The sequence below is a fragment of the Isoptericola aurantiacus genome, from assembly GCF_044769875.1.
In the GTDB taxonomy this organism is placed as follows: Bacteria; Actinomycetota; Actinomycetes; order Actinomycetales; family Cellulomonadaceae; genus Isoptericola; species Isoptericola aurantiacus.
On record NZ_JBJBAE010000001.1, the window covers coordinates 968069 to 992720 of the forward strand.

Annotated in this window: 20 protein-coding genes; 11 read left to right on the forward strand and 9 right to left on the reverse strand. The window is 72.5% G+C overall.

All coding sequences use genetic code 11. The features are described from left to right. The first annotated feature begins 260 nt into the window (after positions 1–260). From ACIQLL_RS04435 to ACIQLL_RS04455, 5 genes are all read left to right on the forward strand, one after another. A complete protein-coding gene (locus ACIQLL_RS04435; protein ID WP_402463754.1) occupies positions 261–944 on the forward strand; it encodes a PadR family transcriptional regulator in 684 nt (227 codons plus the stop codon). Continuing rightward, positions 941–2032, forward strand: coding sequence for an inositol-3-phosphate synthase (locus ACIQLL_RS04440; protein ID WP_402463756.1), 1092 nt, complete (start codon positions 941–943; stop codon positions 2030–2032). Before ACIQLL_RS04435 ends, ACIQLL_RS04440 begins: the two co-directional genes overlap by 4 nt. Before the next feature lie 293 nt (positions 2033–2325). Beyond that, on the forward strand, positions 2326–3657 hold the full coding sequence (locus tag ACIQLL_RS04445) for an MFS transporter (RefSeq protein ID WP_402463758.1): 1332 nt from the start codon (positions 2326–2328) through the stop codon (positions 3655–3657). Positions 3658–3839: 182 nt separating this feature from the next. Further along, a complete protein-coding gene (locus tag ACIQLL_RS04450; RefSeq protein ID WP_402463760.1) occupies positions 3840–5972 on the forward strand; it encodes a SpoIIE family protein phosphatase in 2133 nt (710 codons plus the stop codon). Between the two features lie 184 nt (positions 5973–6156). Beyond that, on the forward strand, positions 6157–7701 hold the full coding sequence (locus ACIQLL_RS04455; protein ID WP_402463762.1) for an MDR family MFS transporter: 1545 nt from the start codon (positions 6157–6159) through the stop codon (positions 7699–7701). A gap of 36 nt (positions 7702–7737) precedes the next feature. On the opposite strand, the gene ACIQLL_RS04460 is transcribed toward ACIQLL_RS04455, so the two are convergent. Both ACIQLL_RS04460 and ACIQLL_RS04465 read right to left on the reverse strand, forming a co-directional pair. Beyond that, positions 7738–9006 carry an MFS transporter gene (locus tag ACIQLL_RS04460; protein WP_402463764.1) on the reverse strand — a complete coding sequence of 423 codons (1269 nt, stop codon included), beginning with the start codon at positions 9004–9006 and terminating at the stop codon, positions 7738–7740. A gap of 55 nt (positions 9007–9061) precedes the next feature. Continuing rightward, entirely contained in the window at positions 9062–10561 is a 1500-nt protein-coding gene (locus ACIQLL_RS04465) for a CCA tRNA nucleotidyltransferase (RefSeq protein WP_402463766.1), read from the reverse strand. 160 nt (positions 10562–10721) lie between these two features. Here ACIQLL_RS04465 and ACIQLL_RS04470 point away from each other — a divergent pair, with 160 nt between their 5' ends. From ACIQLL_RS04470 to trxA, 6 genes are all read left to right on the forward strand, one after another. Continuing rightward, complete coding sequence (locus tag ACIQLL_RS04470) at positions 10722–11330, forward strand: NUDIX hydrolase (protein WP_402463768.1); 609 nt, start codon at positions 10722–10724, stop codon at positions 11328–11330. Positions 11331–11338: 8 nt separating this feature from the next. Beyond that, the gene (locus tag ACIQLL_RS04475; protein WP_402463770.1) at positions 11339–13447 is read left to right on the forward strand and encodes a DUF6049 family protein; all 2109 of its coding nucleotides are present in this window, start codon (positions 11339–11341) and stop codon (positions 13445–13447) included. Continuing rightward, positions 13444–15231, forward strand: coding sequence for a murein biosynthesis integral membrane protein MurJ (gene murJ / locus ACIQLL_RS04480; RefSeq protein WP_402463771.1), 1788 nt, complete (start codon positions 13444–13446; stop codon positions 15229–15231). Before ACIQLL_RS04475 ends, murJ begins: the two co-directional genes overlap by 4 nt. Before the next feature lie 106 nt (positions 15232–15337). Next, positions 15338–17227, forward strand: a complete 1890-nt coding sequence (locus ACIQLL_RS04485; protein WP_402463773.1) for a protein kinase family protein — start codon at positions 15338–15340, stop codon at positions 17225–17227. A gap of 83 nt (positions 17228–17310) precedes the next feature. Next, on the forward strand, positions 17311–18363 hold the full coding sequence (gene trxB, locus ACIQLL_RS04490; RefSeq protein WP_402463775.1) for a thioredoxin-disulfide reductase: 1053 nt from the start codon (positions 17311–17313) through the stop codon (positions 18361–18363). Positions 18364–18394: 31 nt separating this feature from the next. Further along, entirely contained in the window at positions 18395–18721 is a 327-nt protein-coding gene (gene trxA / locus ACIQLL_RS04495; RefSeq protein WP_402463777.1) for a thioredoxin, read from the forward strand. A 280-nt stretch (positions 18722–19001) separates the two neighbouring features. Here the strand turns inward: trxA and ACIQLL_RS04500 are convergent, their stop codons facing one another. The 7 genes from ACIQLL_RS04500 to rnpA form a co-directional block, all read right to left on the reverse strand. After that, positions 19002–20357 carry a ParB/RepB/Spo0J family partition protein gene (locus tag ACIQLL_RS04500; protein WP_402463779.1) on the reverse strand — a complete coding sequence of 452 codons (1356 nt, stop codon included), beginning with the start codon at positions 20355–20357 and terminating at the stop codon, positions 19002–19004. 110 nt (positions 20358–20467) lie between these two features. Then, entirely contained in the window at positions 20468–21538 is a 1071-nt protein-coding gene (locus ACIQLL_RS04505; RefSeq protein WP_402463781.1) for a ParA family protein, read from the reverse strand. Positions 21539–21688: 150 nt separating this feature from the next. After that, on the reverse strand, positions 21689–22327 hold the full coding sequence (rsmG, locus tag ACIQLL_RS04510; protein ID WP_402463783.1) for a 16S rRNA (guanine(527)-N(7))-methyltransferase RsmG: 639 nt from the start codon (positions 22325–22327) through the stop codon (positions 21689–21691). Positions 22328–22473: 146 nt separating this feature from the next. After that, positions 22474–22998 (reverse strand): Jag family protein, encoded by a 525-nt coding sequence (locus ACIQLL_RS04515; RefSeq protein ID WP_402463785.1) that lies wholly within the window; start codon positions 22996–22998, stop codon positions 22474–22476. 11 nt (positions 22999–23009) lie between these two features. Beyond that, positions 23010–23945, reverse strand: coding sequence for a membrane protein insertase YidC (gene yidC / locus ACIQLL_RS04520; protein ID WP_402463787.1), 936 nt, complete (start codon positions 23943–23945; stop codon positions 23010–23012). A gap of 54 nt (positions 23946–23999) precedes the next feature. Continuing rightward, complete coding sequence (gene yidD, locus ACIQLL_RS04525) at positions 24000–24296, reverse strand: membrane protein insertion efficiency factor YidD (RefSeq protein WP_402463789.1); 297 nt, start codon at positions 24294–24296, stop codon at positions 24000–24002. Then, a complete protein-coding gene (gene rnpA / locus ACIQLL_RS04530) occupies positions 24293–24652 on the reverse strand; it encodes a ribonuclease P protein component (protein ID WP_402463791.1) in 360 nt (119 codons plus the stop codon). The genes yidD and rnpA overlap by 4 nt, the downstream gene beginning before the upstream one ends.

Consider the following 24652-nt stretch of genomic DNA (forward strand, 5'->3'; position numbering starts at 1 on the left):
ACGAGGAGCCACACGGAACACTAGGGGATCGATGTGCGGGGGTGTCCAGGTCCCCGTGCCGTCGGAGCGCTTCCGCGCCGGTCTTCCGCAGACCCCTGCCGACGGCTCCACGGGGCCTTCACAACTGGTGCGGTGGCTGGTGGGGGCGGGCGGACACCGGTGTCCTTTTGCCTGCACAGGTGTCCGCGTCCTATCCTCACGATGTATCGACTCGATACAACGAGCCGTCATGTGTCAGTGGAACAGGGAGGAGGACCCGGGTGCGTAGTCGCTCGAACGTCCTCGAGACGGCCATCCTCGGCCTGCTCAGCTCCGCCCCGTTGCACGGCTACGAGCTGCGCAAGCGGCTCAACCTGCTCCTGGGCTCGTTCCGCGCGTTCTCCTACGGCAGTCTCTACCCTGCGCTCAAGTCGCTGGTGGCCCGCGGTCTCATCGAGACCGCCGAGCCCGACCCCGCGACCACCGCCCGGGCCACCGCCCGAGGTGGTGCGGCGAGCGCTGCGGGACGTCCGTCGTCGGGCACCAAGCCCCTGACGGGCCGGCGCGGCCGGATCGTGTACCGGCTGACCGCCGACGGCAAGGAGCACCTGCAGACCACTCTCGCCTCCGCGGGCCCCGCGGCCTGGGAGGATGAGAGCTTCGACGTCCGGTTCGCGCTGTTCGCACAGACCGACGCCGAGACACGCCTCCGCATCCTCGAGGGCCGGCGCACCCGGCTGACCGAGCGGTTGGAGGCCGTCCGGGAGTCCGCCTCCCGGACCCGTGAGCGGCTCGACGAATACACTCTCGAACTGCAGCGGCACGGCCTGGAGCAGGTCGAGCGCGAGGTGCGCTGGCTCGACGGCCTCATCACCACCGAGCGCGACCGCGTCAGCGGCCGTGCCCGCGACCGAAACGCCGGGGCGCACGACGCCCCGGCCCAGAGAAACAAGGAGCGAGGATGACCTCCGTCCGCGTTGCCATCGTCGGTGTCGGAAACTGTGCATCGTCCCTGGTCCAGGGTGTGCACTACTACCGCGACGCCGACCCGTCCAGCACCGTCCCGGGTCTCATGCACGTCCAGATGGGCGACTACCACGTGCGCGACCTCGAGTTCGCGGCGGCGTTCGACGTCGACGCGAAGAAGGTCGGCTTCGACCTGGCCGAGGCGATCACCGCCTCGGAGAACAACACGATCAAGATCGCCGACGTGCCGCCCACGGGTGTCATCGTGCAGCGCGGTCCGACCCTCGACGGCCTGGGCGACTACTACCAGGCGACGATCGACGAGGCCGCCGACGAGCCGGTCGACGTCGTGCAGGCCCTGCGCGACGCGAAGATCGACGTCCTCGTCTCCTACCTGCCGGTGGGTTCCGAGGAGGCCGACAAGTTCTACGCGCAGTGCGCCATCGACGCCGGTGTGGCGTTCGTCAACGCCCTGCCCGTGTTCATCGCGTCCGACCCGGAGTGGGCCAAGAAGTTCGAGGACGCGGGCGTGCCGATCGTCGGCGACGACATCAAGTCGCAGGTCGGCGCGACGATCACCCACCGCGTGCTGGCCAAGCTGTTCGAGCAGCGCGGCGTCGTCCTCGACCGGACGTACCAGCTCAACGTCGGCGGCAACATGGACTTCAAGAACATGCTGCAGCGGGACCGTCTGGAGTCCAAGAAGGTCTCCAAGACCCAGGCCGTGACCTCCAACCTGACCGGCGCGCTCGCCGGCAAGAAGGAGGACCGCAACGTCCACATCGGCCCGTCGGACTACGTCGCGTGGCTCGACGACCGCAAGTGGGCCTACGTGCGCCTCGAGGGCCGCGCGTTCGGCGAGGTGCCCCTGAACCTGGAGTACAAGCTCGAGGTCTGGGACTCCCCCAACTCCGCCGGCATCATCATCGACGCCATCCGCGCCGCGAAGATCGCGAAGGACCGCGGCGTCGGCGGACCGATCCTGTCGGCCTCGACGTACTTCATGAAGTCCCCGCCGGTCCAGATGGAGGACACCCAGGGCCGCGAGCACCTGGAGGCCTTCATCCGCGGTGACGTCGAGCGATAGTCCGTAGCGAGCGTGCGAGCGCAGGACGATCGCGACCGAGGGATCGAGCGATAGTCCGTAGCGAGCGTGCGAGCGCAGGACGATCGCGACCGAGGGATCGAGCGCTGACCTGTAGCGAGCGTGCGAGCGTGCGTGCCGAGGTAGGCGATCGCTCGGCCAGGTAGGCAGGACCCTCGGGGGCCCTGCCTACCCGACCAGGTGGTCTGCCTACCTCGCGGGCGCGGGCGCCTACCTCGCGACAGCGGGCGGCCACCCTCGGCACGACGCCGCGACCGGCGTGGGAAGGTGAACGGGTGGGAGCCCTCAGAGAGACCGGGCACGACCTCGCCGCCCTGCTTCGCCTGCCGGGGTTCCGGCGGCTCTTCGCCGTGCGGCTCGTCTCCCAGGCGGGTGACGGCATGTTCCAGGTCGGGCTCGCCTCGCTGCTGTTCTTCTCCCCGGAGCGCGCCGGCACGGCGGCGGGGGTCGCCTCCGCGTTCGCCGTGATGCTCGCCCCGTTCACGCTGGTGGGTCCGTTCGCCGGGGTGTTCCTCGACCGGTGGCGCCGCCGCCAGGTGCTGATGATCGGCAACGCGGTGCGCGTGGTGCTCGCCGCGGCGATGGCGGCCGTCATGCTGACGACCGGCCTGGCCGGTGCCGGTGAGGCCTGGGTGATCGTGCTCGGGCTGGCCGCGCTGAGCGTCAACCGCTTCCTGCTGGCCGCGCTGAGCGCCGGCCTGCCCCGCGTCGTCGACGGCCCCCTGCTCCTCACGGCCAACTCGCTGACGCCGACGCTCGGCACGGGCGCGGCGTTCCTCGGTGGCGGCGTCGGGTTCGTCGTCGGCCTCGCTGTCCCGGCGGGGCGGGTGCACGACGCCGCGGCGCTCGTGTGCGCGTCCGTCGCCTTCGCCGGTGCGACGGTGCTCGCCCTCCGGCTCGGCAAGGACCAGCTCGGCCCGGAGCATCCCCGCCGCGGTGCCCTGGCGGCCGAGATCGCCGAGGTCGCCCGCGGCCTGGTCGACGGCGCCCGCTACCTGGTCGCGCGGCGCACGCCGGGCCAGGGGCTGCTGGTGATGGCGGCGCACCGGTTCCTGTACGGGGTCGTGTTCATCGCCGCCATCCTCATCTCGCGCAACCTGCTGGCGGAGCCGGGAGACACCTCGGCCGGGCTGGCGAACTTCGCCATGGTGCTGGGGGCGACGGGCGTCGGCGGGGCGTGCGCGATCGTGGCCACCCCGGTGCTGTCCCGCCGTACGGGGCCGCAGGGTTGGATCGTGTGCATGCTGCTCCTGGCGGCCGCCTCACAGCTCCTGCTCGCCACCACCCCGACCCGCACGGTGGTGCTCGTCGGCGCGGGGCTGCTCGGGCTGGCCGCGCAGAGCGCCAAGATCGCTGTGGACACGATCGTGCAGCGGGACACGCACGACGACTACCGCGGCCGCGCCTTCGCGTTCTACGACGTGCTCTTCAACGCGGCGTTCGTCGGTGCGGCCGTCCTGGCAGCATGGGTGGTGCCCGACGACGGATGGTCGCGCGGGCTGTTCGTCCTCCTGGCGCTGGCCTACGTCGCGGTCGCGGCGCTGCTGTGGTTCCGCGGCGCCCGCGTCCCGGCCGAGGTGCGGCCCCGGACACGTTCGGCCCGCTGAGCCATCGGAGCCGCCTCGCGGTGCGATCCGGCGCCCCGCGAGTCCGTCGACCTGCACACCCCAGCCGTTCTGCGGCATTCGTCCCACGTGATGGACAGAACCGGGGCGCCGACCGCAAAATATCGATGTCCGGGACGGTGCATGAGCGACGAGCCCGACGCTCAGGCAACGGGAGGATGACCATGGAACGACCACTGCCGACGTCCCTGTCGGACGCCGACGCCGAGAGTCTCGTCGCGGAGACCACCGACGAGCTGGTGCGCCTGGGCGAGCCCGTCGAGATCGCCACGGGCAGCGCCGTCCTGCTCCTGGACACCGCGACGAGGCTGGTGGTCGACGCGAACCGGGCCGCGGTCCGCCTGAGCGGGAGCGTGGGTCTGCCCGTGCCGATCGGCACCTGGTGCGCCGCAGCCGGCGTCGTGGCACCCGACGACACCACGTCCGCGGCCGACGCGATCCTCGGCGCCCTCGAGGACGGCGGCGGCGTCTCGATGCGTTCCGCGCGATCCGACGGCTCCGAGCACCTGTGGACGGTCTGCCTCCCGCTGGCCGGCGCACCCGACCACCTGTCCGACCGGGCCCTGGTCGTCCTGCTGCCCGCCTCGGGGCTGCGCGAGGAGGTCGGGGCCGACGAACCCACCGACGGCCTCCAGCTGCGCGCCGCCGTCGCGAGCCACCTGAGCTTCTCCATCTCCGACCCGTCACAGCCGGACGACCCGCTGATCTGGGTCAACCCGGCGTTCTGCCGGGTGACGGGGTACAGCGCCGAGGAGGTGCTCGGACGCAACTGCCGATTCCTGCAGGGCGAGGGCACCGACCGCGCGACCGTCGACCGCATCCGCGCCGCGCTGGACGCCGGCGAGGCGTTCGGCGAGACGCTGCTGAACCACCGCAAGGACGGCACGCCGTTCTGGAACCAGGTGGTGGTCTCGCCGATCCTGGACGAGGACGGCACGATCACGCACCACGTCGGCATCCAGACGGACGTCACCGAGCGGGTCCACGCCGAACGTCGCCAGGCGCTCGAGATGGACGAGGTGAACCGCGAGAACCAGCGGCTCGCCCTCCTGGCCACCATCACGCAGGAGCTGATGGACCTGTTCGACGAGGACGCCGGGGCGGCCCTCCTGCCGCACCTGGTGGCCCCGCACTTCGGCGCGTGGTGCGTCGTCGTCGTGGTGGACGACCGGGGTGAGCCCCGGCTCGTGCACGCGGCCGCCCGTGACCCGCGGCGTGCCGCCGACGTCGCCGTCCTCGAGGGCTCGCAGCGCTGGGCGATGGAGTCGCCGGCGATCCGGCGCGTGCTCGACGTCGACCGCGCCGTGGTGCCGGCACCGTTCCCCGTGGACATCGACTCGCTGCCGCGGCGCACCGCCCCGGCGGAGCTCGAGGCCCTGCGCAACCTGGGCCTGGGGTCCGCGATCGCCGTCCCGCTGCGCGGCCGTGACCGTGTCATCGGTGTCATGGTCGTCATCAGCGACCAGGGGGTGGAATCGTTCGACCGTGCGGACGTGCGGGACATCGTCGCCCTGGGCGCCCGTGGCGGCCTGGCCCTCGACAACGCCCGGCTGTACCGCCGCGAGCACGAGGCGGCCCTGACCCTCCAGCACAGCATGCTCCCCCAGATCGTCGACGTCCCCGGGCTCGACTGCGCGGCCCTCTACGAGCCGGCGTCGTCCCGCGCCGACGTCGGCGGCGACTGGTACGACGTCGTGCCCCTGCCCACCGGCGGCGTGGCGGTCTCGGTGGGCGACGTCGTCGGCCACGACATCCGGGCGGCGGCCGCCATGGGGCAGCTCCGCTCGGTGCTGCGCAGCGAGGCCTGGTCGGGGCGCTCGGCGTCGGAGGTCGTCGCCGGCGTCGACGACCTGGTCCGAGGCCTGCGGATGGCGGACATGGCCACGTGCGTCTTCGCCCTGCTCGCCGAGCCGGACGACGCCGGTCGGCGGCGCGCGACGTACACCCGGGCGGGCCACATGCCGCCGCTGCTCCTGCGGGCGGCCGGCGGGGTGGAGCGGCTGGACCAGGCGCTGACCACCCCGATCGGCGCCCCTCGCGTGGTCGAGGAGGTGCCGGAGGCCGAGGTGGTGCTGGAGCCCGGTGACGCCCTCGTGCTGTTCACCGACGGGCTCGTCGAGCGGCGGGACCGCACGCTGCGCGACCAGCTCGAGAGCCTGTACGACTGCGCCTGCGCCCTCGACGGCGGGCCCGACGCCGCGGCGCTGCTGGAGGAGATCGTCGAGGCCTGCGCCGACGGCACCAACGAGGACGACACCTGCATCCTCGTGGTGCGCAACGCCCCCGTCGCCGACTGACCGGACCCCGCACCCGCACCTCGCCCCGGCCGGTCCCGTCTGGCCCACGCCGATGAGTTCCGGGCGGAAATCAGGTCGCCACGAGCACGGGAATACCGCACCCTGGTGACGACTTCAGTTGACGGGTCATTCCGTGCGCAGCGTCGCCCGCGGTCGGCCGGAACCGCACGAACCCGGAGGGGACATGTCTGCACGCACCACCGAGGCGACGCCGCCGGATCGCACCACCCCGCCCGACGTGACGGGCGTCGCGCCGTCCGCGTCACCGAGCACCACCCCGCCCGCGGCGGCGGGCGAGGCGGCCGGTGACCGGCTCCCGCGCGAGCACGTCCGCGTCATCGCGCTGCTGCTCGTCTCCGCGTTCGTCGTCATCCTCAACGAGACGACGATGGGCGTCGCGCTGCCGGCGGTCATGGACGAGTTCGACATCGCCCCGTCCGCCGGCCAGTGGCTGACCACCGCGTTCATGCTGACGATGGCCGTGGTCATCCCGACCACCGGGTGGATGCTGCAGCGGCTCGGCACCCGGGGGGCGTTCATCCTGGCGATGTCGCTGTTCAGCACGGGTACCCTGCTCGCCGCGGTCGCCCCGGTCTTCGGCCTGCTCGTGGCCGCGCGCGTGGTGCAGGCGACCGGCACGGCGATCATGATGCCGCTGCTGATGACCACGGTCATGACGACGGTCCCGCTCCACCGCCGTGGTCAGGTGATGGGGAACGTGTCGATGGTGATCGCCGTCGCGCCCGCCCTCGGACCGACCATGTCCGGCGGCGTCGTGACCGCGCTCGGCTGGCGTGAGGTCTTCTGGGTCGTGCTCCCGATCGCCGTGGCGGCACTCGTCCTCGGCGCGATCCTCGTCCGCGACGTGGCCGACCGCGCCCGGACCCGCCTGGACCCGCTGTCCCTGCTGCTCTCCGCGGGAGCCTTCGGCGGCCTGGTCTACGGGCTGTCCGCGATCGGCGAGGCGGCGCAGCACGCGACGCCGGTCTCCCCCGCGGTCCCGTTGGCTGCCGGCGTGGTGTTCCTCGCCCTCTTCGTGTGGCGTCAGCTCCGGCTGCAGCGCACCGACGCCGCCCTGCTCGACCTGCGGGCCTTCCTGGCCCCGGGCTTCTCGGTGGGGCTGGGCGTGATGGCGATCGCCATGGTCGCCATGTTCGGCATGATCATCGGGCTGCCGCTGGTGCTGCAGGAGGCGATGGGCCTGGCGCCGTTGACGAGCGGTCTGCTCATGCTGCCGGGCGGGCTCGCGATGGGACTGCTCGGCCCGGTCGTCGGCCGGCTGTACGACCGGCTCGGACCCCGTCCGCTCGCCCTGCCGGGCGTCGTCGCCGTCGGTGTGGCGATGGTCCTGTTCGCCACCCTGACCCCGACGTCGCCCCTGTGGTGGGTCCTGGTGGGCCACATGGTGCTGAGCCTCGGCCTGGCGTTCGTGTTCACCCCGACCTTCACCTCGGCCCTGGGCGGCCTGCGGCCGGCGCTGTACTCCCACGGCTCGGCGGCCGTCGCGACGGTGCAGCAGCTCGCGGGGGCGGCGGGCACCGCGCTGTTCGTCACGCTGCTGACGATCCGTTCGGTCGCGCTGCTCGACGACGGCGCGTCCGAGGCGACGGCCACGGCCGGCGGGGCACGGCTCGCCTTCACCGTGTCCGCCGTGGTGATCGTGGCCGCCGTGCTGCTGGCGACGCGGCTGCGCCGGGCGGACGCGCCGTCGGGGGCGCCCGCCCACTGACGCCGGCGGCGCCGGGACCGGGCGGAGGCGGCGGGGCTACCGGGGCCGCGCCGCCACGGTCGGTACGGTCTCGCGGCGCGCGGCGACCCGGTATGCGGGAGCCAGCGCGACCACGCCGAGCGCCAGCACGGCGGGCACGGCGAACGCCCAGCGCAGGTCCGCGAGCTCGGCGACCCCGCCGATCACGCCGGCGCCCAGCACGAACCCCACGTAGTTGAACAGGTTCACGCGGGCCACGGCCACGCCGGAGGTGTCCAGCGCGCCGGCCACGGAGAACGAGAGCGGCACCACGACGCTCAGGCCCAGCCCGGTGAGCCCGAACCCGACGACGGCGACCCACGGCGTGGGCGCCACGGCCACGAGCCCCAGCCCGGCCGCGCCCACGATCCCGCCCACGGCGACCGGCCGCACGGGACCGAACCGGTTGACCTGACCGTCCGCCGCCAGCCGGCCCAGCAGCTGGCAACCCAGGTAGGCCGCCAGCCCGAGCGGCGCCACGTTGTCGGCGCTGTGCAGCACGTCGGAGATGTACTTGGTCGACCAGCTCGAGGCCGCGGAGTCGGCCAGGTAGACGATCGCGACGGCGGTGCCGACCAGGAGGATCGGTCGCCACGGCACCGGGGTCGCCGAGCCCTCGCCGCCGACGCCGGAGGCGCCGCCGTCGTGCGCACCCGGCCCGGCCCCGCTCGCCGCGGTCACGGCGTCCTGCGCCCGTCCGGCCGGCAGCAGCGGCGCGGCCACGAGGTCCACCACGACGGCGACGGCGGCGACCAGGCCGAGTCCCGCCACCAGCCCCCAGTCCAGGGAGTGCGCGAGCACGGCCGCCAACGAGCCGAGGATGCCGCCCACGCTCCACGCGCCGTGGAAGGAATTGAGCAGGCTGCGCCGGTACCGCCGCTCCACGGCCACACCCTGCATGTTCATCGTCGCGTCGACCACGCCGAGCAGCAGCCCCACGACGGCCACGACCGGCAGCAGCACCGCCGTCGACGGCGCCAGGGCGGTCCCGAGGACGGCCACGGCCACGAGCGGACCCGCCACCCGCAGCAGGGCGGCGCTGCCCGTGCGAGGTGCCAGCGTCCCGGCCAGGACGCTGCCCGCGCCCGCCACGACGGGGACCAGGAGCAGCACGATGGTCAGGGTGCCGTCCGACATCCCCAGCCCGTCCTGCAGCGTCGGCACCTGGGCCAGCAGGCCCGCGAAGCACAACCCCTGGACGAGGTAGAACGCCGTCGCACCCGTGCGTGCCCTGCGGTCCGTCGTCACGGTGCGCTCCCCTGCGTCGTCGATCACCGGTCCGGTCACCGGGAGCGGGTCCGTCGCGACGACGGCCTCGCGCGCCCACCCTAGGGCCGCGACCTCAGCCCTGGCGAGCCTCCCACCACGTCCGCAGCTCCGCCGTCGCCCGCTCCTCGCCGAGCGGACCCTGCTCCATGCGCAGCGCCAGCAGGTGCTGGTAGGCCGCGCCGACGTCACGCCCCGGCGGGATGTCGAGCACCGCCATGATCTGCGTACCGTCCAGGTCGGGGCGGATCGCGTCGATCTCCTCCTGCTCGCGGAGGCGTTCGATCCGCTCGGTCAGGTCCGTGTAGGCGTCCGAGAGCCGCTTGGCCTTGCGGCGGTTGCGGGTGGTGCAGTCCGCCCGCGTGAGCCGGTGCAGACGCTCGAGCAGCGGCCCGGCGTCCGTGACGTACCGCCGCACCGCCGAGTCCGTCCACGCGCCGTCGCCGTACCCGTGGAACCTCAGGTGGAGCTCGACGAGCCGGGAGACGTCCTTGACCACCTGCTTCTCGTACCGCAGCGCGCGCAGCCGCTTGGCCACCAGCTTGGCCCCGACCACCTCGTGGTGGTGGAAGCTCACGCCGCCCCCCGGCTCGAACCGGCGGGTGGCGGGCTTGCCGATGTCGTGCAGGAGCGCCGCCAGCCGCAGCACCAGGTCGGGGCCGGGAACGGCGCCGTCGGGCCCCGTCTCCTGGGCGATCGCCTGGTCGAGCACGATCAGCGAGTGCTCGTAGACGTCCTTGTGACGGTGGTGCTCGTCGATCTCGAGGCGCAGCGCGGGCAGCTCGGGCAGCACCTGGTCCGCCATCCCCGTGTCGACCAGCACCTCCAGCCCGGCTCGGGGCGACGGCGCGCACAACAGCTTGGACAGCTCGGCCTGCACCCGCTCGGCCGAGACGATCTCGAGCCGGGGAGCCATGTCCACGATCGCGGCCCGGGTGCCCGGCTCGACGGCGAACCCGAGGCGGGCGGCGAAGCGGGCGGCCCGCAGCATCCGCAGCGGATCGTCGTCGAAGGACCGCTCGGGTGCGATCGGGGTGCGCAGCACCTTCGCGGCCAGGTCGGTCAGCCCGCCGAACGGGTCGACGAAGGTCAGGTCGGGCAGCCGCACCGCCATCGCGTTCACCGTGAAGTCGCGGCGGGACAGGTCCCCGTCCAGCGAGTCGCCGAACTCCACCACGGGTTTGCGCGAGGCCGCGTCGTACGCGTCCGTGCGGTACGTCGTCACCTCGACGACGACGTCGTCCGGCGCGTTGCCGCGGCGTGCGTCCCGTGCGCCGGACCGGCCGAACCGCCGCGCACCGATCGTGCCGAACTCCTTGCCGATGTCCCAGTGGGCGTCACCCCAGCGGGCCAGGAGCCGCTGCGTCTCGTCGGGGGTGGCCGACGTCGCGAAGTCGAGATCGTCGCTCGCGCGGCCCAGGAACGCGTCCCGCACCGGGCCTCCCACCAGCGCGAGCTCGTGCCCGGCGGCGGCGAAGATCTCGCCGAGCTCGACGGCGGCCGGCGCCATCTCGGTCAGGACGCCGAGGGCGCGGCGCAGCAGCGCGATCTCCGGGGAAGGCTCAGGTGTCGACACGACGTCCTATCCTCCCAGATCGCGGGCACGGGTGCGCGCGCCCGCGACGCACCCGCCGGCAACCGCGCGACGTCACGGCGCCGGCGAGGAGGTCGCGGACCGGCCCGGCAGCACCTGCCGGGCCGTCAGGAACAGCGGGTGAACTCGGTAGGGTGGCCCCATGTCTTCTGCGGCACCGGCGCCAGGCGCTCCCGACGGGCGCCCGTCCGTGCCGGTGCCCGTCCCGCCCGGCGGACACCCCCTGCGGGTCGACCCTGCCCGGGTGCACGGCCGCTCGGGCGCGCCCGAGGGTCGCGGTCCGACGGCGGGACACCTGCCCGTGGTCGACGAGACCTCGGCCGGTGGTCTGGTCGTCGAACGGCACGTGTCCGGGCCGCGCGCCGCGGTCATCCTGCGGCGCAACCGCGGGGGTCGGCTCGAGATGTGCCTGCCCAAGGGCCACCTCGAGGGTGCGGAGACGCCCGCGGAGGCCGCGGTGCGCGAGATCCACGAGGAGACCGGCATCGTCGGCACGGTCCGTTCCACGCTCGGCGTCATCGACTACTGGTTCAGCGGGGAGGACCGGCGGGTGCACAAGGTGGTCCACCACTTCCTCCTGCGCGCCGAGGGCGGTGCCATCACGGCCGCGGGCGACCCGGACGGCGAGGCGGAGGACGCCTGCTGGGTCCTGGTGGAGGAGCTCCCGCACCGGCTGGCCTACCCGAACGAGCAGCGACTGGCGGCCACGGCGCTGCAGGTGCTGATCCGCACCCCGGACCTCGTCGAGTGAGCCCGTCGGTGACCTCCTCCCGTGCCGCGGGGGCGCGACGGCGCGCGTCCGTCCTCGTCCTCGCCGTCGTGGCCCTCGCCGCCGTGTTCGCCGCGGCACCCGCGCCGTCCGCCACGGCCGCCGAGGCGCTGACGGCCGAGATCGTCGGCGTCAGCCCCACCGTCGTCGGACCCGACGGGACGCAGGAGGTCACGGTCCGGATCACCAACGACGGAACCCGGCGGGCGACCGACCTGCGCGCCGACCTCGGCGTCGGCTGGATGCTGCTGTCGTCGGCCGCCGAGGTGAGCGCGTGGGCGGACGACGACTCCGGCCGCACCGCGACGACCCAGGCCACCACGTCCGTCGACGACATCCCGGCGGGCGGGTCCACCCAGGTCACGTTCGAGCTCGCGGTGGCCGGCCTCCAGCTCGGCGACCAGGCCGCCTGGGGACCGCGGCAGATGTCGGTCGAGGTCTCCGCCGCCGGCGCACCCCTCGTGGTGCTGCACTCCTTCCTCCTCTACGACCCGGACGGCGGGACCGCCGACGCGGGGACGGACGCCCCCGACCCCGTGCGCCTCGCCCTGGTCGCGCCGGTGACCGGACCCGGTCGCGACCCGGCCTCGCCCTCGGACTACACGGACGCCGTCGTCGCCGCCACGGCTCCCGAGCAGGAGCTCGGTCGCCTGCTCAGCGCGGCCACGGACGGGACGGCGGGGCTGTCCCTCGCCGTCGACCCCGCCGTCGTCGCGGCGGCCGGCACGTCCTCCGACGCCGGGGCGACCGACTGGGCCGAACGGCTCGAGAGCGACGGGGCCGCCGACGTCGTCACCCTGCCCCCGTACGACCCGGACCTGGCGGCGCTCGCCCACGCCCAGGTGGGCGCCGCCGACATGGCCGCCGCGACGGACCCGACGACGCTCCTGCCGTCGGGGTGGACCCCTCCGGCGGCCTGGGACACCACCGTCGCCTGGCCGCAGGGCGTCACGGACCGCGCCACGGTCGCCACCGCACCCGCCGCAGGAGCGCAGCACGTGCTCGTCACCGACGGGGTGGAGGCCGCCCCCGGCACGGTGATGTCGACGCTCGACACCGGCGCGGACGAGGTCTCGCTCGCCGTGGCCGACCCCACCTGGTCCGCGCTCGTCGGGGCGGCGACCGGCGTCGACGGAGACGGCCTCTCGGCGGGCGAGACCCGACGACTCCTCGCGGACGCCGCCGCCCTGGCCACGAGTGCACAGACTGCCGGGACCTCCGCCGACGTCGTGGCCGCCCTGCCCCGGGGCTGGAGCCCCGACGTCGAGGCCTTCGAGTCGCTGGTGTCCGCGCTCGGCAGCGCCGGGTGGATCGACATCGCTCCCCTGACCGACGTGCTCGCCGGGGCGCCGTCGAGCCCCACCACCGCACCGGCGGACCAGGTGGTCGACGACGCCGAGCTCCCTGCCGGCCAGGTGCGGGAGCTCTTCCGGGCCGGTGACGACGTCGCGGCCTTCGCGACCGTGGCCCCCGATCCCGCCGAGCTCGCCGGCACCGTGGACCGCGACCTGGTCGCCCCTTTGTCCCTGGCCTACCGGACGGACCCCGAGGCGCGGGAGGCCGCCCGCCGGCTCGCGCTCACCCGGGCGGCCGAGGTGCAGTCGGGGATCAGCGTCGCCGACCGCGGGGACGTCACGCTCATCAGCGACACCGGGGACCTGCCGGTCCGCGTGCGCAACGAGCTGCCCGTCGACGCCACCGTCACCGTCGAGCTCACGCCCTCCGACCCACGGGTGATCGTCGAGACCGACCCCACCGTCGTCGTCCCGGCCGGCGGGTCCCGCGACGCCCAGGTCCGCGTCCGCGCCATCGGTTCCGGTGACGTCGACCTCGACGTCGAGCTGCTCGCCCCGAGCGGCGTGCTGGTGGCCGACTCGACGAGCTTCGCGGTACGGGTCCGCGCCGGCTGGGAGACCGTCGGCACCACCGTCATGGCGTGCGCCGTCGGCCTGCTGTTCGTCGCCGGGATCTGGCGCACGGTGCGCCGCGGCCGGTCCGACCGCCGGACCACGGGCGAGCAGGTCACCGAGGCCGCCGTCCCCACCGAACCGACCGAGGGCGTCGCGCGGCACGACGACCTGGAGGACCCCCCGCGATGACCGTCGACAGCCCCGATCCCGCCCCCCGTGCCGACCGGCCGGTGCCCGCGCCAGGGGCGACGCCGGACGAGCCCGGTCCCGTGCCGGACGCCACCGGCGGGTCCGGGGACGGGGCACCGGCGGACCCGGGCGCGTCCGGTGCCCGCAAGGCCGGGTTGGGGCGCAGCTCGTTGGCGATGTCCCTCGGGACGGCGGCGTCCCGCGCCTCGGGCCTGGTGCGCACCATGCTCCTGGTCGCCTGTGTCGGTTCGATCGGGACCGTCGCCGACGCGTTCGACATCGCGAACAAGCTGCCGAACATGCTGTTCGCCCTCATCTCGGCCGGCGTGCTGCAGTCGGTGCTGGTGCCGCAGATCCTCAAGTCGATGCAGGCGCACAACGCCCGGGAACGCCTCGACAAGCTGCTGACGCTCTCGGGGCTCGGGCTGCTGTCCGGCACCATCGTCCTGGTCGCGGCCGCCCCGCTCGTCGTGACCCTGCTGACGCTCAGCGAGCCCGCCGGGGCCGAGGCTCGCGAGCTCGCCATCGTGTTCGCCTACTGGTGCCTGCCCCAGGTGTTCTTCTACGGTCTGTACACCCTGCTCGGCCAGGTGCTGAGTGCCCACGGGCGGTTCGCGGCCTACGGCTGGGCGCCGGTGGCGAACAACGTGGTCTCGTTGCTCGGTTTCGGCGCGTTCATCCTCCTGTTCGGCCACGCACCTGCGGACGGCATCACCGACCTGTCGGGCTGGACGACGGCGCAGACCCTGCTGCTGGCCGGCACCGCGACGCTGGGGATCGCCGCGCAGGCGCTGCTGCTCATCATGCCCCTGCGCCGGGCCGGCTTCCGGTGGGGGTTCCGGCTCGGGCTGCGCGGCATCGGGCTCCGCTCCGCGGGCAAGGTCGTGGGCTGGACCCTCGGTGCCGTCGCGCTGGAGCAGGTCGGCGTCGTCTTCCTGACCAACGTCCTCTTCGCCGCCGGCCAGTCCGGGGGCGACGACGGCGCGACCGCTGCCGGTAACTTCGCCTACACCAACGCCATGTCGATCTACCTGCTGCCGCACTCGTTGGTCGTGGTCTCGATCGTCACCGTGCTGTTCCCCCGCATGAGCGCCGCCGTCAACAGCGGTGACCTCCCGGGGGTGCGGCGGGACATGTCGCTGGGCCTGCGCTCGGCCGGCGTCTTCTCCGTCTTCTCGGCCACCGCCCTCGTGGTGCTCGCGTTCCCCCTGACCAAGGCGCTCATCCCCACCGCCTCCGAGGTCGGTGTGGAAGCGATCGCACCGATCCTGCGCGCCATGGCGATCGGCACCATCGCCCTCGGCGCCACCGTGCTCGTGCGCCGCATGTACTTCGCGTTCGAGGACGGCCGCAGCGTGTTCGTCATCCAGATCATCGCCACGGTCTCCCTGGTCGCCGCGCTGTGGCTGGCCACGGTCGCGCTGCCGGTCACGGCCTGGGCGGTCGCCGCCGGCGGTGCGTTCGCGCTGTCCACCTGGATCTCCCTGCTGCTGCGGGTGCGGGGCATGAGCCGCAAGCTGCAGGGCATGGACGGGCCACGGGTGCTCAGCCTGTACGGGCGGGCCGCCCTCGCCGCCGCCGTGGCCGGTGGCCTCGGCTGGCTGATCGTGCACCTCACGGACACGACCGCCGGGTCGTCGTGGCTCGCGGCCGTGCTCGTCACCGCCGCCGCCGGCGTGGTCATGGGCGCCGCCTACCTGGCGATGCTGAAGCTCCTGCGGGTCCGCGAGCTGGACGACGCACTTGCGCCGATCCTGCGCAGACTCGGGCGAGGTCCGGCATGACGCGCCCCGTGACGGGCCCCGGCCTCTACCATGGTCCGATGGAACGGATGACGGGCTCACCTCGCCCGTCGGCGCTCCCCCACCACACCCCCACGGAGGCGTCCAGGTGAGCATCGCCCAGCCCGGAACCGTCATGGTCGATCGTTACCGGCTGACCCGACCTGCCAGCACCGACCTGGCGGCGGCACAGGCCTGGGAGGCGCACGACCAGATCCTCGACCGTCCGGTCCGCGTGACGTTCGTCGACGGTCCGAACGCTCCGGCGGCCCTCGACGCCGCGCGCCGTGCCGCGCTCGTCGCCGACCCGCGGCTGTGCCGCGTGCTCGACGTCGGCACGACCGACCTCGGCTCCGGTGACACGTCCTACGTCATCACCGAGCCGTACGCCGGCGAGTCCCTCACGCAGATCATCTCCCGCGGACTCGTGGACGCCCAGCAGGCCCGCGCCCTGGTGGGCGAGGCGGCGACCGCCCTCGACGCCGCCCACCAGCGGGGGGTGCATCACCTGGCGCTGCGCCCGGAGGCGGTCCGCGTCGACGGCCACCGCGTCGTGGTCACCGGCCTGGGCGTCGACGCCGGCGTCGCCGGGACAGAGGCCTCCGGTGCGGCCGGCGCCGCGGCCGACGCGCGAGGGCTCGTCGCGCTCGGCTACTACGCGTTGACCGCGCGCTGGCCCGCGGACCCCCTCGAGGTGGACTGGATCTCCCCCGACGCGGTCCGCCCGCTGCCGGCACAGACGGGTCCCGACGGCGTCGTCGCCGTCTCCCAGCTCGTGCCGCACGTCGACCCCGAGCTCGACGCGCTGGTCCGGCGGACCTTCGGTGCGCACGGCGACGAGGCGCCCGCCACTCCCGGCGAGGTCATCGCGGCGCTGGAGCCCTGGGGGCAGGTGTCCGTGATGGCGGCTCTGCCCCAGTTCGTCCAGCCGACGGCGGAACGTCCGGTCCGTTCCTCGGTGCTGGGTGCCGGTTCGCCCCCGGGCACCGAGCCCCGGCCGGGGACCCCGCCGCCCGCGCCGCCCGTCCGGCGGCCCTCGACCGGTCGGATCGCCCGCGCCGGTGCTGTCGGGGCCGCGGCCGGCGCCGGGGGTGCCTGGGCCGCGCAGCAGACCGCCGCGCAGGGCCCGCCCTACCAGCAGACCGCGGCCTACGGTCAGCCGCCGGCCGCCGCGACCCCGACGGCGCCCGCGGCCGCGACCCAGGTCGGCCAGCCGCCGACGCCTCCGCCTCCTTCCGGGCAGCAGGGCTACGCGCAGCCGGGCTACGCCCCGGCCGCCGCGGCCGGCGCCGGGCAGGGCGTGCCGCCGTCGTCGACCAGCCCGGCCACCGGTGGTTTCGCGTCGACCCCCGCGCCCAAGCGCCGGGGAGTGAACCCCACCCCCATCGTGCTCGGTCTGCTGCTCGTCGGCGTGGTCCTGGGCGCCGTGTGGGCCGTGAGCCAGGTCTTCACCCCGTTCGACACGACCCCGATCGGAGGCGCCGCGACATCCGCGGCACCGACCCAGGAAGCCGAGGAGTCGCCGTCGGAGGACGAGGGATCCGCGGAGCCCACCGAGTCCGAGGAGCCCGAGGTCCGGCCGATCATCGAGTCCGGCTCTCAGCTCGACCCCTACAGCGACGGCGAGCACCCGGAGGCGGTCGAGCTCGCCTACGACTCGGATCCGTCGACGTTCTGGTACACGCGTACCTATTACAACGACCCGGCCTGGGGCGGCTTCAAGCCCGGCGCCGGCTTCGACGTCGTCCTGCGGGAACCCGCGCCCGTCTCGGCGGTCGAGCTCAACACGAACAGCTCCGGAGGTGCGTGGGAGCTCCGGCAGACCTCCGCCGATGATCCCGAGGGTGGTGAGGTCCTGGCGAAGGGCTCCTTCTCCCCCGACACCCAGATCGAGCTGGACAAGGCCGTGGTCCTCGACGAGTTCGTCCTGTGGATCACCGAGCTGCCCACCACGGACGGGGAGAACCGACTGGAGCTCAACGAGATCACCCTGTCCTGACCCTTCCGGAACAGGCGCGGGGGTCGCGGTGTTGTCTCCTCGTGCCGGCCACCACCGGTTCGACACGACCCGCAGGAGACGCCTTGACCGACCAGCCGACCACCTCGACCACGCCCGGCACGGCGGTGCACGACATCGTCATCGTGGGCTCCGGACCCGCGGGGTACACCGCCGCGATCTATGCTGCGCGCGCCGGGCTGGCCCCCGTCGTCATCGCCGGATCGGTCACGGCCGGCGGCGCACTCATGAACACCACCGAGGTCGAGAACTTCCCCGGCTTCCCTCCCGGCATCCAGGGCCCCGACCTCATGGACGCGATGCGGGAGCAGGCGGAGAAGTTCGGTGCCACCGTGCTCTGGGACGACGCCGAGAGCCTCGACCTGACCGGGGACGTCAAGGTGGTCGTCACCGGCGGCGGTGAGACCTTCCGGAGCCGCGCGGTCATCCTGGCGACCGGGTCCGCCTATCGTGAGCTGGGCCTGCCCGAGGAGAAGAAGCTCTCCGGTCGGGGCGTCTCCTGGTGCGCCACGTGCGACGGGTTCTTCTTCCGCGACCAGCACATCGCCGTCGTCGGCGGTGGGGACTCCGCCATGGAGGAGGCCACCTTCCTCACCCGATTCGCGGCGAAGGTCACGATCGTCCACCGCCGCGACGCACTCCGCGCCTCGAAGATCATGGCGGACCGGGCCCTGTCCGACCCGAAGATCGAGGTGGCCTGGAACAGCGAGGTCGCCGGCATCTCGGGCGACGACAAGGTCTCCGGCCTGCGACTCCGGGACACCCGGACCGGGGCCGAGCGAGACCTGGACGTCACCGGGCTCTTCGTCGCCATCGGCCACGACCCGCGCAGCGAGCTCCTCCGGGGTCAGATCGACCTGGACGAGGAGGGCTACGTCCTGGCGGAGGGTCGTTCGACCCGCACCAACCTTCCCGGCGTGTTCGCGTGCGGCGACCTCGTCGACCACACGTACCGCCAGGCCATCACCGCCGCCGGTTCGGGCTGTTCCGCGGCGCTCGACGCCCAGGCCTACCTGGCCGACCTCGCCGACATGCCCGAGATCGACCCGGAAGACCTGCCCGCGGCGCTGGACGCCGTCGACGACCGGGACGACGCCGTCGGCGCAGCCAGCCGCTGACCATCACACACCGCAGAACCCTGGAGAGAGCATGCCTACCGTTGCCGTCACCGACGACACCTTCCAGTCCGAGGTCCTCGAGTCCGACGTGCCCGTGCTGGTCGACTTCTGGGCGACGTGGTGCGGCCCGTGCCGCATGGTCGCGCCGATCCTCGAGGAGCTCTCGAACGAGTACGAGGGCAAGGTGAAGATCGTCAAGCTCGACACCGACGCGAACCAGGCCACGACCATGGCCTACGGCATCACGTCGATCCCCACGCTCAACGTCTACTCCGGCGGTGAGGTCGTCAAGTCGATCATCGGCGCACGCCCCAAGCGTGCCCTCACCGAGGAGATCGAGGGCGTGCTCGGCGCCTGATCGCCTCGCTCGCCCCGACGACGGCGGCCGCACCGGTGGGATGACCGGTACGGCCGCCGTTGTCGTCTCTGGGCGTCATGTCCGGCGCGGACGTGCATGACGGAATGGTCGACATGGTCGTAACGGGCGCACGTGGGCCGAGGCCGCGCAGGTCCTGCGCCGGCTCGCAGCGATGTTTCACGTGAAACGCTGCGTCGACCGCTCCGCACAGCAGTCGGCCCGGCGACGTTTCACGTGAAACATCGCCGGGCCGGCGGTGGAACTGCGCTCTCCTTGACCGTCAGGGCTTCAGCAGACCGGGATCGTCCGGAGCGACCACCGCAAGGATCCGGTTGAGGTCTTCCACCGAGGCGAACTCGACGGTCATGCGGCCCTTGGTCTTGCCGAGGTCGACCTTGACCCGTGTCTCGAAGCGGTCCGAGAGCCTGCTGGCCAGCTCCTCCATCGCTTCGCTGCGCTGACCTGCACGGGGGGCCCGGCGGGCCGGCTGCGCGGTACCGTCCGCGGCCATGGTGACGATCTCCTCGGTGGCGCGCACCGAGAGGCCCTCGGACACGATGCGCTGCGCCAGGCGCTCGATCTCGGCACCGTCGCTGAGTCCGAGCAGCGCCCGGGCGTGACCGGCAGACAGGACGCCGGCTGCCACCCGTCGCTGCACCAACGGAGGCAGCTTGAGCAGACGCAGAGTGTTCGAGATCTGAGGTCGCGAACGGGCGATCCTTGTCGCCAGTTCCTCGTGGGTGCAGCCGAAGTCGTCGAGCAGTTGCCGGTAAGCGGCCGCCTCCTCGAGGGGATTGAGCGCCGCCCGGTGCAGATTCTCGAGCAGAGCGTCCCGCAGCATCTCCGCGTCATCGGTCTCGCGGATGATCGCCGGGACGGCCTCGAGGCCGGCATGCTGAGCGGCCCGCCACCGGCGCTCACCCATGATGAGCTCGTAGCCCGAGGAGGCATCGGGGTCAGGGCGCACCACGATCGGCTGCAGCACGCCGATCTCCCGAATGGAGTCGACCAGCTCGTCGAGCTCGCTCTCGTCGAACACGGTCCGCGGCTGACGCGAGTTCGGCCGCACCGACGTGACCGGCACCTCGGCGAAGCGCGCCCCCGGCACCGGGACCAGCTCGTCCGAGCTCGACGCGTCCGCCGCGACGTCCGTCATCATCTCGTCGTCGTGGAACGCGGAGGTCGACGACGACAGGTCGTCCGGTGCGTCGTGCTCGGAGATCTCCACCGGGGTCACGGTCCCGATCACCCGGGTCTCCCCCGTCGCCAGCCGCGCCTCGCTCTCGAGACGCGAGGCCATCCCGGCGAGTGCGCTCACGGCGTCGTCGGCCGACTCGGCACCGCCGCCGCCCTGGCCGGCGATGCCGAGGCGACCACCGGCGATGGCGGAGTCCCACGAGGCGCTCCGTCGGCCCGAACGCGCGGCGCCGGCGCTGGAGTGCGACCGCCCCGGGTCACCGTCGACGCCCGGCCCCTCGGCGCCGTCACGCTCCTGCTCCGGAGCGGTGAGCACCGCCGCCCGTCCGTCGCCGTCCTCGCCCGCCGGGAAGAACACGTCGACCGGCTTCTCCTGGGCGGGGCCCTGAGGGATCAGCGCACCCAGTCCGCGTCCCAGGCCTCTCTTCTTCTGGCTCATGCTCCACCAGCCTCCTGGTCCCGGACGGCTTGGCCCGCCGTCGCCCTCGTCCTTGGTCGCCCCGTCGGCGTCGTGCCGAGCATCATCGTTCGCTCACCACTGTACGCACATCATGGCAGGTCAGCGCGTTGTACGGCGTGCTCGGCGATCTCTCGAGCCGCCTCCAGATAGGCCAGTGCACCCGTCGATCCCGGGTCGTAGGTCATGACGGTCTGCCCGTACGAGGGGGCTTCCGAGATCCGCACGGACCGCGGCACCGTCGTGCGCAACGTCTGCTCGGGGAAGTGTGTCCGCACCTCCGCGGCGACCTGTTGCGCAAGATTGGTCCGGCCGTCGTACATCGTCAGCAGGATCGTCGAGACCACCAGGTCGCGGTTGAGGTGGGCCTTGATCAGCTCGATCGTCTTGAGAAGCTGGCTCAGTCCCTCCAGCGCGTAGTACTCGCACTGAATCGGAATGAGCACCTCACGTCCCGTGACGAAGGCGTTGACGGTGAGAAGTCCGAGGCTCGGTGGGCAGTCGACGAACACGTAGTCGATGCGCTCCTCGCCACGCTCGGCACGCTCCTCGAGGAACTGATCCAGGGCCTTACGCAGACGTGTTTCACGTGAAACCAGGGAGACCAGCTCGATCTCGGCCCCCGAGAGATCGATGGTCGCCGGCACGCCCCAGAGGCCCTCGACGTCAGGACAGGCCTGCACGGCGGAGCTCAGGGGCTCTTCCTCGACGAGCACCTCGTAGATCGACGGGGTACCGGCGCGGTGCTCGAGGCCCAGAGCGGTCGACGCGTTGCCCTGGGGGTCGTTGTCGATCACCAGCACCTGGAGCCCAGCGCGCGCCAGGCCGGCGGCAAGATTCACGGTGGTCGTCGTCTTGCCGACGCCACCCTTCTGGTTGGCCACCGTCAGGATGCGCGTCTCCTGCGGCTTCGGGAACCGCCGCCCGTCCAGCTCGATCCGACGCCGGGCGTCGAGAGCAAGCTGGGCCGCGAGAGGTGTCGAGTCATCCGCCTCAGGGACCGAATCGCGCAACGCGTCGCGGTGCGATTCCTGGTCCTCCCGGTCCGAAGGGGGCCATTCAAGCTGCGCGGTTTCACGTGAAACATCGCCGGGGGCGCCGTCCGGGCCGCCCCACTGACCACCGTCGGACGACGGGTCAGGCCGGTCGGTGCTCGTGCTCACGGATCGATCCTCCAGGTCGGCTGGTCACGCGGTTCCGGTGCCGCGCTCACTCTACGGCCTGGGACCCTGGCCCGTCCCGGAGACACCCTGATCAGAGGTGGGTGTTTCACGTGAAACGCGCCGTCGACCATCAGAGACGTCGACGGGCACCTATCCGCGACGGACACGCACGATGGTCGTCGACTCCACACCCGGCACGGTCGTCCCCTCCAGGATCTCCGGCTCGGATGCTCTGAACCGACGGAGCACCTTGCGCGCCGGTTCGATCTCTCGCTCGACGTTGCGCCCCTTCAGGACCACCATCTCGCCGCCAGGCCGGACGAGCGGCAGGCTCATGCGGGCCAGCTTCGAGAGCGGCGCCACGGCCCGCGACGTCACCGCGTCGACCTCCAACGCGCCGTCGTACTCCTCTGCGCGGCCATGCTTGACCGAGACGTTCGACAGGTCGAGCGTGGCGACCACCTCGTCCAGCCACTGCGTTCGACGCTCCATCGGTTCGACGAGATGCACGGCGGCGTCGGGTCGCATGATCGCGATCACGATCCCCGGCAGGCCCGCACCCGACCCGATATCAGCAACAGAGGTTGCCTCGCCGATGTGGGCAGTCACGGCCGCCGAGTTGAGGAGGTGCCGCTCCCAGAGCCGCTCCACCTCCCGCGGACCGATCAGGCCCCGGCGTTCTCCCTCGTCACGGAGCATCTCGTAGTAGTGGTGGGCGACCTCGTACCGGTCACCGAAGTACGCCCGCACGGCGTCGCTCGTGCCGAGTGCCTCGTCCGTGCCAGCCATGTCATCCATCCTGTCATCCCACCTCTGCCGTGTCGGCCCGACTGCCGCGGGACGAACGTCCGATCCATTTGTCGGCCCCGAGCCCGAGGCCTCACACAGCCAGGGCCCGCTGTTTCACGTGAAACAGCGGGCCCTGGACCTCCCCGTCAGACCGACTCGGCCGACGCGGGCCGGATCACCACATGTCGATCCGGGTCGACACCTGCGGAATCGCTGACCAGACCCGACTCCGCCACGACGTCGTGAACCACCTTGCGCTCGAACGCGTTCATCGCGTCCAGCGAGACCGCTTCCCCCGACGCCTTGACCCTTTCGACCGCTTCCGCTGCGACCGACTCCAGCTCGCGGCGTCGGCCGGCTCGGTATCCCGCCACGTCCAGCATCAGCCGGCTCCGCTCCCCCGTCCGAGCCTGCACCGCGAGGCGCGTGAGGTCCTGGAGCGCGTCGAGCACCTCACCATCGCGCCCGACGAGAATCTGCAAGGAGCGAGAGGTCGGATCCTCCGAGAGGATCTCCACGGCCGCACGGTCGTGCTGGATGTCCAGGTCGATGTCCCCGTCCAGGTCCGCGACGTCGAGCAGCTCCTCCAGGTAGTCGGCCGCGACCTCCCCCTCTTCCTCGAGGCGCCTGACCAGCGACGAGGTGTCGTCCTGCTGCGCGTCCTTCGTCATCGTCGCTGCCCTCACTTCTTCTTCTTGCGGTTCTTGCGAACCGGCTGCTGACGCTGACCTCGCGGCTGCGGAGCCTCGGGGGCCTTCTCCTCCTCGATGACCAGGCCCTTCTTGGCGGCCTTCGCGGCCTTCCGCTCCTGGAGCAGCCGCTCCGCCTCGGAGCCGGGAGCCGGCATCCGCTTGATCGTGTAGAACTGCTGACCCATCGACCAGAGGTTGGTCGTCGTCCAGTAGATCAGCACACCGACCGGGAAGTTCACGCCCGAGATGAGGAAGATGAGCGGCAGGACGTACAGCATCATCTTCTGCATGTTCGCCATCGGGCCCTCGAGGGCCGCCTTCGGCATGTTCTTCATGGTGAGCTGGCGCTGCGTGAAGAACGTCGTGGCGCTCATCGCGATGATGAGGGCGAGGATGACCAGGCGCACGCTCCAGTCGTCCGTCTGCATGAAGACGTCCGAGAGCTGGGCACCGAACAGGTCCGAGTTCTCGATGTCGGCCGCGACCCCCTGGTCGATCGGCCCGATCGCAGGCTTGGTGCCCTCGGCGATGTTCCCGAGGTTGTACAGCAGCCGGAACAGCGCGAAGAAGATCGGCGACTGCAGCAGGATCGGCAGGCACGACGCCATCGGGTTCGTGCCGTGCTTGCGGTAGAGCTCCATCGTCTCGCGGCCCAGGGCCTCACGCGACGACGGATCGGTCTTGCCCTTGTACTTCTTCTGGATGGCCTGCAGCTCCGGCTGCATCATCTGCATGCCGCGCGACGCCTTGATCTGCTTGAAGAACAGCGGAATCAGCACGATCCGCATGACGATCACCAGGGCGACGATGGACAGCACCCAGGCGAAGCCCGGTCCGTTCTGGAAGCCCAGCGCCGTGAAGAGCTGGTGCGACCCGTACATGATCCAGGCCACGACCCATTGAATGGGGTAAAGGATGGTATCCATCCCGAATTGTCTCCTCTGTCGGAAGCGGGGTCCGGGTGGCGCGCTCCCGGGAGGTCAGTGCGTGCGGGCGCCGCGGTGCTCGTGCGACCGAGCCGGCGGTACGTCGTCGACACCGCCCAGGCTCCAGGGGTTGCACCGCAGGATTCGCCAGAGGGCCATTCCTGTGCCGCGCAGCGGTCCGTGGCGTCGCACCGCCAGGATGGCGTAGTGCGAGCAGGAGGGGTAGTACTTGCAGGTCGGTCCGGTCCAGGGCGACACGACGGCCTGGTAGACCCTGATCGCACCCACCAGCACGGCGGTGGGCAGAGCGCGGACCAGCTCGCGGCTCCGGTCGAGCACGGTGCCGGTCATCGCGACCGCTCTCCGGACCGGACGAGGGCCTTCTCGATCCCCCGCGTCACGTCGCGCTCGAGCCGCTCATAGCTCGCGTCGGCCGCACCCGGCAGGGCTCGCAGCACCATCAGGGAGTCGTCCGGCAACGCGCCGAGGTGGCACGCTGCGGCACCGCGGAGGCGGCGCTTGACGAGGTTCCGGTGCACGGCGTTGCCGACGGCCTTGGAGACGACAAGACCGACCAGCGGTCCGTCCGCCCGGTCCGGCACGCGGACCAGGTGGACGACCACGGTCGATCGTCCTGCGCGCGCGCCACGCCGCACCGCCCGTTCGAAGTCGACGGAGCGGCGCATGCGGCGCGCCGCGGGCAGCAT

Coding starts and splice junctions, on each gene's coding strand:
- ACIQLL_RS04440 (WP_402463756.1), top strand. CDS start 941: ATGACCTCCGTCCGCGTTGCCATCGTCGGTGTCGGAAACTGTGCATCG.
- ACIQLL_RS04450 (WP_402463760.1), top strand. CDS start 3,840: ATGGAACGACCACTGCCGACGTCCCTGTCGGACGCCGACGCCGAGAGT.
- ACIQLL_RS04455 (WP_402463762.1), top strand. CDS start 6,157: ATGTCTGCACGCACCACCGAGGCGACGCCGCCGGATCGCACCACCCCG.
- ACIQLL_RS04470 (WP_402463768.1), top strand. CDS start 10,722: ATGTCTTCTGCGGCACCGGCGCCAGGCGCTCCCGACGGGCGCCCGTCC.
- murJ (WP_402463771.1), top strand. CDS start 13,444: ATGACCGTCGACAGCCCCGATCCCGCCCCCCGTGCCGACCGGCCGGTG.
- trxA (WP_402463777.1), top strand. CDS start 18,395: ATGCCTACCGTTGCCGTCACCGACGACACCTTCCAGTCCGAGGTCCTC.
- ACIQLL_RS04500 (WP_402463779.1), bottom strand. CDS start 20,357: ATGAGCCAGAAGAAGAGAGGCCTGGGACGCGGACTGGGTGCGCTGATC.
- rsmG (WP_402463783.1), bottom strand. CDS start 22,327: ATGGCTGGCACGGACGAGGCACTCGGCACGAGCGACGCCGTGCGGGCG.
- ACIQLL_RS04515 (WP_402463785.1), bottom strand. CDS start 22,998: ATGACGAAGGACGCGCAGCAGGACGACACCTCGTCGCTGGTCAGGCGC.
- yidC (WP_402463787.1), bottom strand. CDS start 23,945: ATGGATACCATCCTTTACCCCATTCAATGGGTCGTGGCCTGGATCATG.
- yidD (WP_402463789.1), bottom strand. CDS start 24,296: ATGACCGGCACCGTGCTCGACCGGAGCCGCGAGCTGGTCCGCGCTCTG.
- rnpA (WP_402463791.1), bottom strand. CDS start 24,652: ATGCTGCCCGCGGCGCGCCGCATGCGCCGCTCCGTCGACTTCGAACGG.